This window comes from Paraburkholderia sediminicola (assembly GCF_046027825.1).
Lineage (GTDB): Bacteria > Pseudomonadota > Gammaproteobacteria > Burkholderiales > Burkholderiaceae > Paraburkholderia > Paraburkholderia sediminicola_D.
This window is the reverse complement of sequence record NZ_JAQQDU010000006.1, coordinates 34,033-47,119: the sequence shown is the minus strand read 5'-3', so window position 1 is coordinate 47,119 and position 13,087 is coordinate 34,033. Positions and strand designations below refer to the sequence as shown.

12 protein-coding genes are annotated in these 13,087 nt (G+C 63.9%); 4 read left to right on the top strand and 8 right to left on the bottom strand.

Annotated features, from left to right (window positions below; translation table 11 throughout):
• Window positions 1-111: 111 nt before the first annotated feature.
• The 5 genes from lhpI to PQQ96_RS04840 all read right to left on the bottom strand — a co-directional run bounded on the left by lhpI (window position 112) and on the right by PQQ96_RS04840 (window position 4,436).
• Window positions 112-1,056 carry a bifunctional Delta(1)-pyrroline-2-carboxylate/Delta(1)-piperideine-2-carboxylate reductase gene (lhpI, locus tag PQQ96_RS04860; RefSeq protein ID WP_408289511.1) on the bottom strand — a complete coding sequence of 315 codons (945 nt, stop codon included), beginning with the start codon at window positions 1,054-1,056 and terminating at the stop codon, window positions 112-114.
• A gap of 45 nt (window positions 1,057-1,101) precedes the next feature.
• The gene (gene lhpH / locus PQQ96_RS04855; protein ID WP_408289508.1) at window positions 1,102-2,109 is read right to left on the bottom strand and encodes a trans-3-hydroxy-L-proline dehydratase; all 1,008 of its coding nucleotides are present in this window, start codon (window positions 2,107-2,109) and stop codon (window positions 1,102-1,104) included.
• Between the two features lie 74 nt (window positions 2,110-2,183).
• The gene (locus PQQ96_RS04850; RefSeq protein ID WP_408289505.1) at window positions 2,184-3,287 is read right to left on the bottom strand and encodes a potassium channel family protein; all 1,104 of its coding nucleotides are present in this window, start codon (window positions 3,285-3,287) and stop codon (window positions 2,184-2,186) included.
• A gap of 133 nt (window positions 3,288-3,420) precedes the next feature.
• Window positions 3,421-3,708 (bottom strand): hypothetical protein, encoded by a 288-nt coding sequence (locus tag PQQ96_RS04845; RefSeq protein WP_408289502.1) that lies wholly within the window; start codon window positions 3,706-3,708, stop codon window positions 3,421-3,423.
• A 95-nt stretch (window positions 3,709-3,803) separates the two neighbouring features.
• Window positions 3,804-4,436 carry a cysteine peptidase family C39 domain-containing protein gene (locus PQQ96_RS04840; protein ID WP_408289499.1) on the bottom strand — a complete coding sequence of 211 codons (633 nt, stop codon included), beginning with the start codon at window positions 4,434-4,436 and terminating at the stop codon, window positions 3,804-3,806.
• A gap of 206 nt (window positions 4,437-4,642) precedes the next feature.
• On the opposite strand from PQQ96_RS04840, the gene PQQ96_RS04835 reads away from it, so the two are divergent.
• The 3 genes from PQQ96_RS04835 (at window position 4,643) to PQQ96_RS04825 (ending at window position 7,387) form a co-directional block, all read left to right on the top strand.
• Complete coding sequence (locus PQQ96_RS04835; RefSeq protein WP_408289496.1) at window positions 4,643-4,897, top strand: helix-turn-helix transcriptional regulator; 255 nt, start codon at window positions 4,643-4,645, stop codon at window positions 4,895-4,897.
• Between the two features lie 2 nt (window positions 4,898-4,899).
• The gene (locus PQQ96_RS04830) at window positions 4,900-6,240 is read left to right on the top strand and encodes a type II toxin-antitoxin system HipA family toxin (protein WP_408289494.1); all 1,341 of its coding nucleotides are present in this window, start codon (window positions 4,900-4,902) and stop codon (window positions 6,238-6,240) included.
• A 292-nt stretch (window positions 6,241-6,532) separates the two neighbouring features.
• Window positions 6,533-7,387, top strand: a complete 855-nt coding sequence (locus PQQ96_RS04825; protein ID WP_408289491.1) for a helix-turn-helix domain-containing protein — start codon at window positions 6,533-6,535, stop codon at window positions 7,385-7,387.
• Window positions 7,388-7,497: 110 nt separating this feature from the next.
• Here the strand turns inward: PQQ96_RS04825 and PQQ96_RS04820 are convergent, their stop codons facing one another.
• Both PQQ96_RS04820 and PQQ96_RS04815 read right to left on the bottom strand, forming a co-directional pair.
• On the bottom strand, window positions 7,498-9,357 hold the full coding sequence (locus PQQ96_RS04820) for an ATP-binding response regulator (protein ID WP_408289488.1): 1,860 nt from the start codon (window positions 9,355-9,357) through the stop codon (window positions 7,498-7,500).
• The gene (locus PQQ96_RS04815) at window positions 9,327-9,875 is read right to left on the bottom strand and encodes a putative pterin-binding protein (RefSeq protein WP_408289485.1); all 549 of its coding nucleotides are present in this window, start codon (window positions 9,873-9,875) and stop codon (window positions 9,327-9,329) included. Before PQQ96_RS04815 ends, PQQ96_RS04820 begins: the two co-directional genes overlap by 31 nt.
• A 285-nt stretch (window positions 9,876-10,160) precedes the next feature.
• On the opposite strand from PQQ96_RS04815, the gene PQQ96_RS04810 reads away from it, so the two are divergent.
• Window positions 10,161-11,108, top strand: a complete 948-nt coding sequence (locus PQQ96_RS04810) for a phosphoribosyltransferase (RefSeq protein ID WP_408289482.1) — start codon at window positions 10,161-10,163, stop codon at window positions 11,106-11,108.
• Between the two features lie 109 nt (window positions 11,109-11,217).
• Here the strand turns inward: PQQ96_RS04810 and PQQ96_RS04805 are convergent, their stop codons facing one another.
• Complete coding sequence (locus PQQ96_RS04805) at window positions 11,218-12,921, bottom strand: ATP-binding domain-containing protein (protein WP_408289480.1); 1,704 nt, start codon at window positions 12,919-12,921, stop codon at window positions 11,218-11,220.
• Between the last annotated feature and the right edge of the window lie 166 nt (window positions 12,922-13,087).

Sequence of the window (13,087 nt, the reverse complement as noted above, 5' to 3'; positions counted from 1 at the left end):
TGGTGCAACGTTTTGAGATTGTTTGCACGGCAACATGTGCCGCAGGTTGGCGCAAGATGCCAACCGGGACCTGCGAACCGCGCGGCACCGGCCGCCGCAAACGGCCCGCGATCAGCCGCCTGACAAGGCTTCGCGCGCCACCCGGCAGGCTGCCAGATCCCACGCCGCGCAACCCACGCTTTTGAAAACAACTGGTTTTCCCGACGGCAACACAGTGGCATTTTCCAACACTGTGGCAATTCCGCCGACCCGCGCCCAATCGACGTTGGCCTGGATGAAATCACCGGCTTCATGCCTCGCGCCGGCTTCGTCGTCGACGAACAGCGCGCTGCCTTCGATCGTGCGTGCGCCGATCTCGACCATGGCCGGCGTGAACGCGCCGACGCCGATGACGAGCCGGTCCACCCGCGCCGTTTCGTCGTAGACGGCCTGTTTGCTGGTGGTCAGCGCGATCACCACGTCGATTGAATCGGGGGTGAGCGCATTGGGATCGGTCAACGGTCGCAGTTCGCGCGCCTTGCCGCCATGGGCGTCATGGTCGGCGCAAAACGCTTCGGCCCGCGCGGGCGCACTGCCCTTCACCCACACGCGCGCTTCGGGGAATAGTTCGCCGATCGCTTCCAGATGATTCACTGCCTGCGTGCCCGTGCCGATCAGCAGGAATTCGCGCGGCGTGGCCGGCGCGAAAGTGTGGACGCCGAGCATCGACATCGCCGCCGTGCGACGCCCGGTCACCGTCGGACCATCGAGAATGAAGAGCGTCTCGCCGGTGTCGGCGTCGAAGGCCATCACCTGGCCGTGGATCGTCGGGATGCCGCGCGGTTTATTGCTCGCGCACACGTTGACCAGTTTGTGGATCGCGAGATCGGGCGCAGTGGCCGGCATCGAGAGCATGATGCCACCCTCGTTGAGCGGCACCACGAGCCGTTCAGGACTCGCGATACGTTGCTGCGCGTAGTCGATGCTCGCGCGCTTCAATGCGTCGACAAGCGTCGTGTACGGAATCAGCCGCGCGGTGGCGGCGGCGTCGAAAATCTGCGTGGTCGGGCGGGTCATAAGCGGGCTTTTCCTCTCCTTGCTAGATATTGCGTTCGATTCGATTCAGCGCACCAGAAAACCGTAAGTCAGCGGATCGCGTTCGTCGACGATCCAGTTTGCAAAACCATACACATGCGCGTCGCCTTCGATCTCCGGAATCACCGCGTCGAAACGGTCCAGCTTCGTCTCCGACAAAACGCGGCCGCGGAAAATCGTGCCGATCACCGATTCGTTGACCAGCGTCTCATCGCGGCCCAACTCGCCGCGCAGATAAAGTTGCGCGACACGGCCCGCGGTGCCGGAGCCCGTTGGCGAACGATCGACTTCCCGGTCGGCGAACACGCAGCAATTGGCCTGGGTTGAGCCGGCGTGACGCGGCGCGTTGTCAATGATCGTGCCGTAGATGTGGTTGATTTCCGGAATCAGCGGATGCTCGACCTTGAAGGCCGCGTTCGCCGCGCGTTTGACTTCGTCGCCGAACTGGATCAGCCGGTCAATCTCGGCTTCACGCACGTTCAGATCGAAAGGCTTGCCCGAGGTGTAGAAATAGAACGCGCCGCCGAATGCGATATCGCCGCGCACTTCGCCGAAACTCGGCGTGTGCACCGTCACATCGCGCTGCCAGATGAACGACGGCACGTTGACGAAGCGCACGTGCCCCGCCTGCTCGCCGTCCCATTGCACGAAGGCTTCGATGAAACCACAGGGCGCGTCGATGCCGACACGCGTTTCCGGTTCGCTGCGCTCGATCCAGCCAAGCGCGACAGCCGCGGTCGCGAGAGCGATCACGCCGTGGCCGCAGTGGTCGCTATACCCCTCGTTGTGCACGAAGATCACACCGAAGTCCGCGCCGTCGCTCACCGGCTCCGTCAGATAAGCGCCGTACATATCGGCGTGGCCACGCGGCTCGAGCATCAGCGCGCGGCGCAAGTGGTCGGCATGCTCCTTGAGCCACGCGCGCCGCTCGACGATGGTCTTGCCGGGAAACTTCGGCAAGCCGCTCGTGACGATGCGAAACGGTTCGCCGGCGGTGTGCACTTCGACCGTGCTGATCATGCGGTTCAGTTTCATGCGTGCAATCTTCCTGCGTGTGAAAAGTGGAAAACGCCAGTGAGCGGCCCCAGTCTCGCGCCTGGCACGGTGCACTAGCCGCAGGACGCTTCGCCCGCATGGCGCGACGACTGGATCACCATCAGCAGGTCACCCGCTTCGATCGGACACGGCTCGTCTTCATAGAACGACAGCATGCGCCCCGCGCGTATCAGCCCGACCACCACCGCGCCCGGCAGCGCATTGCTCCAGCGGCCGACTTCGAGTGTCGTCGCCGGCCGCTCCACCAGATTGACACGGCCGCGCGACGACAGCAGATCGTTGACGAACGGCACGATGTAGTTGCTGCCCACCGCGTCGGCGAGCAGCAGCCCGCCGATCTTGGTCGACGAGACGATCACGTCCGCGCCGGCCTGGCGCAACTGACGCTGATAGGTCTGCTCCTGAATCCGCACGACGATCTTCGTGTCCGGCGCGACGCTGCGCACCGTCAACGTAAGCAGGATCGCGATGGCGTCGTCGTTGACGGCGATGATCACCGCTTTGGCGATGCGTACCTGCGCCTGCTGCAACAGGTCCTCGCGCGACGGATCACCGAGCAGCCCCGCCACACCTAACGCCGTAGCCGCTTCGAGCGCCGCCTGCTGCGAATCGATGACGACGATCGCTTCCGCGGCGAAGCCGCTTTCCAGCAGTTCGCGCACCGCGACCGAACCGCTCAATCCGTAGCCGCACACCACGACGTGATCGCGCAGTTGTTTTTGCAGGCGTTTCATGCGGAATTCCTCGATGACGCGTTGAATGACGAACTGATAAGCGGTGCCCAGAAACACGAACCAGATGACGATACGGATCGGCACGATGAAGAAGGCGTCGATGAGCCGCGCGCGGGCGGTGACCGGCACGATGTCGCCATACCCGACGGTGGCGACGGTGACCATCGTGAAGTACATCAGATCGACGATGCCGAGCACCTTGCGGTTGGCGTCGCGCAGACCGTCGCGGTCGAGGTAGAGCACGGCGAAGGCGAGCACGCACAGGCCGAGCACGAGATAGACACGCTGCAGCAGCACGCGCTGCGGCGACGCCGCGGGGCGCGTGAAGAGCGTGCGGGCGCGCGGCGCCTGCCAGGGCGTGCGGGCACGGCGCGGCAGGCGAAAGCGTGGCGGGCGTGGCTGCGGGTGTGGCTGGTCAGACACGCGGCTACTCCGGGAGTCGGGAACAAGCGATTCTACGACGCCCGGCGCGCCGTGGGGCCGGATCGGGAACGCGGCCATGCAGCGCAGGGCTTAGCGTGATCCACCGAAAAGCAGTGGCGCGCTGCCGCCACGTTCACTGCGAGGCGGCGTTGGGATCGATGGCGTTGGCTTTGGGGTTGGCGTCGCTCGCGTCACTCTTCTTGCCGCCATCGAACATCGCGCGGCACGCCGGACTGAGTTCGTCGAGATGCCGTTTCATGCAGGCGATGATTTTTTCCCTGTTCGGAACGTCAACGATGCAGAAATGCAGCGCGTCCCGGCGGCAGGCCTTGGTCTGTTCGTCCCGGGTGGCCGCATTCGCCGCGGTGACGGCGCTGAGCGCGGCGAGGCTGGCGACGAGCAAGGCAGCGATTCGATTCATGACTCGCTCCACGATTGCAAAGGTCGGTGTCAAGCTCCTCAGCAGAAAACGGGCCCGATCAGTGCGCTTGCCATACGGCTGGCCTGCTGCCGCGTCTAGCGCGCGATGCGGGTGAGCGTCATGCCACGCCCTGCGTAGAAACGCGCCATCGTTGCGAACGGCAAATAGACGTCCGCCTGGTGAGGCGCTATGCCCGACGGATTATGAAACCATACGCCATCGCGATCGCGCCCGTGCAGCAGGATCAGATGCCCGCCCTGGCGCTGATTCGGCCGTTCGGGGTAGCGAATCTCGGGGCTCACGGAGACGATCGCCAGCGTGTCGCCGTCGATGCGCACAGCGATCTCTTCGAGCGGCGTCTGCGGCAACACCTCGACCTGAATACCAAATGCCTCGCCGACCCAATCGGCGAATGGCCGGTAGATCAAACCGTCGACGCCGCCGTCATCGCGCAGCCGGTACACGCCGTGCCGCAGCGCGTCATCCAGCAGCGTGGCGCGCGGCGCATGCTCGATGTGCCAGTAGTCGAGCGCGGATTCAAGGCAGGTCAGACCGCACAGCCGTTTGGCCCAGAACCGGTAACGCTGCGGGTCGGCAAAACCGCTGCGCTGCCAGTAGGGGTCGTCGCACGGGTCGCCCTGTTGTTCGACGATGTGGCGCACCCATTCGGGGCTGCCCCATTGTGTGTAGTACGGCACGTCGGTGTGGCGTAACGTCGGTGGATTCATGAGTCGCGCGAAGTCGGTAGAAGATGTTTTTACGACATGCTACACGGCGATCCAGACCGGGCGCAGGCAAATGCATTTTATGCGCCACACAAATAATGAGCGTTTATCCGTTAGACAGATATTTTACAAATATGCGTCACATGAATATTTGACAGATATTCGTGTGACGCATAAAGTACATTTATTCGTCTCGCGGATAATTTGCCATGATCCACCTTGTCGCCACGCCAGACCAGATGGGCCAACTGCTTGCGGCCGGTCGGCGCCAGGCCGGCCTCACCCAAGCCGACGCCGCCGCGCGCATCGGCGTCAGCCAGAGCCGCATCTCGGCGCTGGAAACCGACGCCACTGCCCTCACCCTCGCACAACTGCTCGCGCTGTGCGGCGCCTACGGCCTGCAATTGCAGGTACGCGACAAGAGCCAGCCGGCGCCTGAGCCGGCGCCTTTGATCGAGTGGTAAGCATGGGCCGCCAAACGCATTCGCGGGCGCTTTCGGTGTGGGCCAACGGCGAGCGCGTCGGTGTCTGGCGCCTTCCCACCCGCGGCCCCATGGAGTTCGCTTACGATCCCGCGTGGGTCGCCTCGCCCGCGGGCCGGCCGCTTTCGCTCTCGCTGCCGTTCACGCCGAGCAATGAGGCGCACAAAGGGCCACGGGTACTCAATTATTTCGACAATCTGCTACCCGACAGCGAGGCGATCAGAAAACGCATCGCCCAGCGCTACCAGACCGATACGCTCGACGCGTTCGACCTGCTGCAAGCCATCGGCCGCGATTGCGTGGGCGCCGTCCAGTTGCTGGCCGTCGACGACGCGCCGGCCGGCGTCGAGCGGATCGAAGGCACGCCGCTCTCCGACAGCGAGATCGAGACCATGCTGGCGCGTACCGTCAGCAATCCCGCCCTTGGCGCCCCCAACGAAGCGGACGATTTCCGCATCTCGCTCGCCGGCGCGCAGGAGAAGACCGCTCTACTATGGCACGACGGCAAGTGGCAACGCCCGCACGGCGCCACGCCCACCACCCATATTTTCAAGCTGCCGCTCGGACTGGTCGGCAACAAGCTCGCGGATCTCAGCACCTCGGTCGAAAACGAATGGCTGTGTCTGCGGATCCTGCGCGCCTATGGCCTGCCGGTGGCCAACGCCGAGATCGTGACCTTCGGCAAGCAACGGGTGCTGAGCGTCGAACGCTTCGACCGGCAACTGCATTCAGGCGGCCAATGGCTGCTGCGCCTGCCGCAGGAAGACTTCTGCCAGGTGTATGGCGTGCCGTCGCATCGCAAGTACGAAAACGAAGGCGGTCCGGGCGTGCTGGACCTTGCGCGGATTCTTCAGCAATCGGTGTCGGCGCAACAGGACATCGAGACGCTGCTCGCGAGCCAGATCCTGTTCTGGATGCTGGCGGCGCCGGACGGCCACGCCAAGAATTTCAGCATTCGCCTGCTGGCGGGCGGCCAGTACCGCCTGACGCCGCTTTACGACGTGATGTCGATCTGGCCGGTGGAGGGCAACGGCCCGAACCAGTGGTCATGGTTCAAGGCAAGGCTTGCCATGGCGATGTGGTCGCGCAGCAAACACGACGCCTTCCGCGACGTGCAGCGGCGCCACTTCAACACCATGGCGCTGAGGTGCTCGCACGGCGCGAACGCCGAGCCGTTGATCCAGCGGCTGATCGAACAGACGCCAGCGGTCATCACGCGGGTCTCGGCCGACTTGCCCGAGCGATTTCCCGCCAAGGTCGCCGAGCGGATTTTCAAAGGCCTGAAAAGCTCGGCGGCCAGGCTCGATACCATGCCGCCGGCGTGACGCCGGAAGAATATACCGGTTAAACCTATTTCTCTACAGACGCGCACAGTTTCATCGGTAAAATAGATTCAATGCTAATTGCATCAATCGGTCATCGAATTTGTCGGTTCGCACCTCGCACTGGCGGACCCAACAGCGGTCATACAAAGACACTGGCCGCGATGTTTTGTACTGTACATTTGCTGTCCCCTGCGTCGCCGCGTCGATGCACATCCCATGTGCATGCCCGCGCTGCGCGTGCCGTAACGTATGCTCCACAGCCACCCTTCAAGAAGGCGGATCTTCACGCAGTATGACCAACGAAACACACTCACCTGACGCCATCGCCGTTGCCGAGCGCGTGCGCGAGTTGATGAGCCGGCATGGAATCGGTAAACGCCAGCAAACCACTGAGCTGTGCCGCATCCTCGATCTGAGTTTTTCCCAGGGACACCGCAAACTGCGCGGCAATAGCCCGTGGACCCTCTCGCAGATCAAGAAGGTCGCCGAGGTGTTCGGCGAACCTGCCGCTCAGCTATTCGGCGCGCAGTCGCTCGATCCGGGCATGGTCGGCGCCATCGCCCAGGAGGCGGTGTTCTGCATCGGCGCGATCGAACTGGCTTGCACCGCATGGGTCGGCGCCGCGCTCGAACCGGGCAGCCGTCCGGAATTTGTGGCGTATTCGAAGCTCGGTCAATGGCGCGTTGCGCGTCACGACGGCACGCTTTACCAAAGCGCGTACGAAGTCCACAAGATCGAGATCTATCCGCGCCGCGCTGAAACCGACAAGCCGACTATCGCCGTGGTCGACGACGATCAGGCCTCTGCCGACAACCTGCGCGACTATCTCGAGCGCAGCGGTTTCACGGCGGTGGCGATCTACGGCCTCGCGGCGTTCGCCGAACAACTGCAAACACAGATCTTCGACGGCATCGTGATCGACTGGCTGTTCGGCTCGCAGACTTCGGCGGCGGCGATCCGCGCGGTGCGGGCCTCGGAGAATCCGGACGCGCCGATTTTCGTGCTGACCGGCGAATTGCTGACTGGCAAGGCCAGCGAATCGGAGATCAGCGAGGTCATCCGTAATTACGACGTCGCGTGCTATGAAAAGCCCGCGCGTATGGCGATCCTGGTCGCCGATCTGTCCAAGCGCCTTAATCGGCCTTGATGGGCCTTAACGGGTCTTAATGGGCCTTGATGCCGGCATGTGTCGGCAAGCAGTTGAAGGTGTGTGCTCAGGTTGAGTCCTCCTCCCTCTGCGTTTCCCCAGGTGTCACGTCACACCGTATGCCGCGAGGCCAAAGCACGCTGCAACGCGCTGCGCAGTTCGTCGTAATGTACTGGCTTTAATAGCGCGTCGAAAAACGGCGCCGAGCCGGCTTCTCTCCCGTCCTCTCCCGCATTGCCCGCGCTCTCTCCCTGCGGCGCATACGCGCTCACCACGATCACCGGAACACCCGACGACGGCCCACCGCGAGCCGCGAAATCCGCGAGGAACGTATAACCGTCGCGATCCGGCATATGCAGATCGAGCAACACCACGTCGCAGTGACGCGCGTCGAGCCACGCTAGCGCATCGTCGGCATTGGAGACAGCGTGCGCGTCGAAATCCATGTGCGCGATCATTTCGCTGAGCGACTCGCGAATCAGCCGGTTGTCGTCGACGATCAGCACGCACGGGCGCGCACCGCCCGGTTCGGCGTGCGCCGCCACGCCGGACGGCGCGCTTGCCGAGACCGGCGTGACCGGGATCGTCACCGTAAAAGTGGTGCCCTGACCCACCGTGCTCGCCACCTCGACGGTGCCGCCGAACAGCCTGACCAGCCCCTTCACGATCGTGAGTCCCATCCCCGCCCCCTCGAAGCGGCGCGTGCGCGACGCGTCGAGTTGCGTGAACTCCTGGAAGATCAGCGGAATCTGCGCGTGTGGCACGCCCGGCCCCGTATCGCTGACGACAAAGATCAGCACCGCCGGCCGCTGCCTCAATTGCACGCGCACCGTTCCGGTTTCGGTGTAACGGATCGCGTTGGTGACCAGGTTGTTGACGATCTGGCGAATCCGGTGTGGATCGGAATCGACGAGGCCGTTCATGCCGCTCGCCTCACTTTCCAGCTTGAGGCCGCGCGAGGCGGCCGACATCGCGTGTTCGTCGACGATCGACGCCAGCAGTTCGCGCGGCTCGAAATGCTCGTGACGCAACTCGAGCTTGCCGGCGCCGAGGCGCGCGTAGTCGGTCAGGTCTTTCATCTGGGCTTCCAGATGGCGCCCTGCGGTTTCGAGCCGCTGAATGACCTTGCGGTCAGCCTCGGAGTGATAGTTGAAGCCCAGCAATTCGATCGATGACACGATCGCATGCAAGGGCGTGCGCAGTTCGTGGCTGATCATGCCGAGAAACGCGTCCTTCGCGAGACTCGCCTCGCGCGCCGCCTGGCTCGCCTGGTGCTCGGCTTCGAGCGCCGCGTGCTGCTGACGCATCAGGCGGGTACGGCGCCGGCCGTTGAGCACCAGCAACGTGGTCGCGGCCGCCGACAGTAACAGCAGCAGCAGGCCGCCCGCGAACAGCATACGGCGCTTGTCGATGAAATCGCGGTTCATCGCCTCACGGTCGGCCACGTCGGCGAAACGGCGGCTCAACGCGAGATCGTTGACCTCATTCCAATGCTGGCGCAATTCCACGACGATCTGATTGGTGAGGCTGCGATCCTTCGGCAAGGCATCCACCTCAGGCTGAATCCCGCCCAGCAGATGATCGAGCGACTGGATCTCGTCCATTTGCCGTTGCAGCAGCGCGACCTGCGTGGTCAGCCGACGTGTCGAACCGGCCATCACATGCAGCTTCGATTGCAGCAACTGGTAGCGCAGCATGAGCCGCTGATAGTCGTCGTCGACGCCGGATTGATACAGCAGCAACTGGTTCTCAAAACGCGCGTAGGCAATCTGCAATTGCGCGGCGTCCCAGTAGAAGCCGTCGTACTGACCGGTCAGCTGTTCGGTGGCGCGCGGATTGAGCAGGTTTGCGTACAACAGATAGCCAATTGCGCCGGCCGGCGCCGCGAGCGCGGTCAACCAGATCAGCACATAGAGGACACGACGCCAGGGGCGGCGCGTTATTTGACGATGAGTGCCTTGATCTGCCATACGAATTTCGAGTCGCCCGCCGCGCCCATCAGTTCATCGGGGAACGCGTCGCGCGGATACATAAGAAACAGCGGCCCGAAGTCGCTGATCTTCAGGCGCCGGCCGTTCATGCTATAGGCAACGATCACGCCGTAGCGATCGCAGTCCGATACCGGAATGGTGTACGTATAGTCGTCGAGCGTATGGATCTCGACTGCGCTGCCGGATGCGCCGACTATCTTCAGGATATCCGCGAGCAGTGGTCCCGTGAAGGTGGAACGCGGGGTCCAGGTCGTGGCGGTCGTAATGGAATGGACCGGCAGTGCAAGCAGTTGTGCCTCGGTGAAGTGATACACCTGGTGCGCCGCGTCATTAGTCTTGCTGATTTTGCCCTTTACGTCGAGCGATAACGGCAACGACTCTGCCTGCGCCTGGGCCCGCATGCTCCATGCGGCGAGGGCGAGGAGCAGAAGCAGCCCCCACCATGCGCCCCTGGCCACGCCCGTCCTGCCATCCATCGCTGCACTCACCTTGCTCATTTACCTGGCCTTTCCGTTGTTTGTTATTTTTGCGGGCAGCTCCACGCGGCGCCGCCTCAACCTGCCAGCGAACCTGCAGCGCCCCTTTCCGCCGCGGCGGTGGTCTGTGCGACACGTCCCGTCCGGCGACGCGCGTCACCCCGACGCGCGATCTTTGAACCGCATGCATAATATCGCCAAATTTCTTTGTCTCAAAAACGGGGATCCGCCGCAGCACTGCGCCTCGCGCTACGCTCCGTCTCCGGGACACCTGCTCTACACGCGCAAAGCGACGCCCTACGAGTCATGAACAAGCCGGTTTTGCCCCTGACGTACGAACAGCTCGATCACTGGATCGAGTCGCTGCAACCCGCCTTGCTGGCCGAGCGGTTCACGCTGGCGATCGGCATACTGCGTGGCGGCGCGCCGCTCGCGCTGATGGTGTCGCATGCGGCCGGCACGCCGGTCGCCTTCCTGCGTTACGACCGCCGGTCGCGCACGGTCGCGTGGGATTCGACGCTGCCGATCCCGCCCGCAGGCTCGAAAGTGCTGCTGTGCGAGGACATCGCGGGGCGCGGTTTTACGCTGACCGATTGCATCGCATTCCTTCAGCAGCATGGCCTCGACGTCAGGACGCTGACCGCCGCCGTCGACGACCTGAGCCGCACGCAACCCGATTACGCAATCGATGCCCGCGGCTACTTCGCGCTGTTTCCGTGGGAGCGCCAGGCCTACACCGAGCGTTATCGCGAGGACTGGGAGCGCGTTGAAGCGGGCACCGCACCCGCCATGGCCGACGATCACGAATACGCCACCTACGCCATCGACCTCGACGGCATTCTGCTACCCGACGTGCCGCTCGCGCGCTACGACGAGGATCTGGCCGCGGCGCTCGCCGAACGCGACGCACTGCTGCCGTTCGAGGTGCTGCCGGGCATCGATCTGCAACGCGTTCGCACGATCATCACGGGCCGGCCGGAACTGGATCGCGCGCGCACCGAAGCGTGGCTCGCGCGGCACGGCTTCGGCCATATGCAACTGGTGATGCGCACACCCGGCACGCACGACGAAAGCCCCGCCGGCGCCGCCGCTCACAAGGCGGCTGCCGCATTGCGCGGCGGCGTCACACATTTTGTCGAGAGCGATCCGGTGCAGGCGCTGCTGATCGCGCAACAGGCGCCGCTGCTGCGCGTGATCTGGTGGGACGCGCTTACACAAACCGGGATGCTGGTGGGCGCGCGCGCGTGGACTTGAGTGAGCGCGTGCCGACCTGTGCGGGCCAGCATAGGTTCGGGACGTTATACCCGAGTGCGTCAAGCCTGAACGCGTGACCCAGTAGCGCAAGCGTCAACCTGAGCGGCTGCTAGGCTTCTCTCGCCTCTCTGATCTCTTTGGTTTCCTTGACCTCTTTACCATCGCGCAGATGCAAATGCCGCGCGGCCCGCTGCGAGGCGACGATGATCAGTTTCATGGTCGCCCGCGTGGCGCCGACGAACAGCTTGCGCGCAATACGTTCATCGAACGACTCGAAGTCGACTTCCGTGAGAATCACGCACGGCGCCGCCTGTCCCTTGAAGCGATAGATCGACTCGAACAGCACATCCCCTTCGCGGTACGCCGGGTTGCCGAACAGATCGTACTTACCCGTAAAACTGCGCAACCGATGCGGGCCGAGATGATCCTGCGCGGTCATCGCCGAGCCTTCGCGGCCGCGAAACGAGATCACCGCAATGTCCTGCTTGCGAAAGCCGAGCGACAACGCCTGCGTGATCGCCCGCTTGGTCCCTTCGATGCTACCTTCGACGGCGTTCGCTTCGTCGTAGACGGAAAGCGAAATATCGGAGCCGTCGAACGGACTGCCCGACGCCAGACCCGCCGCGACCGGCACCGAAGCGCCGACCACGTCGCGCACGTAATCGAGAATGTCGCGCGGACTGCGGTAGTTAGTGGTTTCTTTCAGCGTGGTCCAGCCGGGCAGTTCGACCGGCTCGCGCATATACAGATTCTGCAGCGGGTCTTCGAGCCACCACCACGCGGCGCCCGGCCGCAACAGGCGCGCGAGCGCAGCCACCCACGGCTGCTGGAAATCCTGCCCTTCGTCGACGATCAGCACGTCGTATTGCCAGCGCGCGTCGATCGGCGTTTCGGCGAAAATCGTTTCGAGCTGATGGAACACGTCGCCGGACTGGAAATCCGGCTCGCGGCCCGCGTCGCGTGCGATCCAGTCGCATAGCTGGTGATAGTTCGCGACCTTCGCCTCAGGTGGCGCGACCCGCGCGATGTGATCCGCGAGTGGCCGGTTGAAACACACGTACAAAGGCCGTTGGCCGCGCGCCACCGCGTCGTTCATCACCTGCACTGCCAGTTGTGTCTTGCCGGAGCCGGCCGTGCCGATCACGCGCAGCCGGAACGGTGAAAACTCGAGCCGCCGCGCCCAGGTCGCGAGACCGCCGGCCAGACGCGTGACGAGCGTGCCGGCCTGGCCGACCAGTGCGCTGGCGTCGGGCGTGAGCGCAAGTTCGTCGGCGAAAAAGTGGTGAATTTTCGGTGCGCAGGCGAGCCGCGGTTCGTCGGACGGCAAGGCTTCGCGAATGATCGCGGCAAGCCGGTCCTTACGCGTCGCGTCGACGATCCGCGCGGGATTGACGCCGGCAATCGCCGCGTCCTTGACGATGTGATCCGGGCAATACAACAGTTCTTCGATGAAATACGTGCCCGCGCCGAACGCCGCGGTGAAGCGCCGCTGCAGCGTTTCGACGGTGTGCGCGAGCGCGATCGCCACATTGCGTTCCGTCTGAAGATAGACCTTGACGAGCCCCTTCGGCGTTTCGCGCAGGAAACCGGTTTTCTGTTCGACGATCATGACGCGCCCAGCCGGGCTGACGATCACGAAGTCGGCCTCGCCGAACACCGAAAAGTTCTGGTTCAGGCGGGTCCAATGCACCCCGTGATAGACGGTGTAGCCATCGGGAAGCGCTTCTTCCAGCAACGCGAGGGTTTCGCGTTCGCGTGCCGCCGCGCCGGTGGCGGCGAGGCTCTTCCAGTCGTCGGGGACAATGCGGGCCATGCGGTGCCTCGTCGTATTCGGGTGCGCCCATTGTACGCAACGCCCGCGCGTTGCCGGCACGGCGCGTCGGGCCGCATGCGAGGCTCGATGAGCAAGACGCTTTGGTCGACACTTCATGCGGCAGATTGCAGGCCGGCGGCGCGCAAACCCATGCGCATCGTGTATC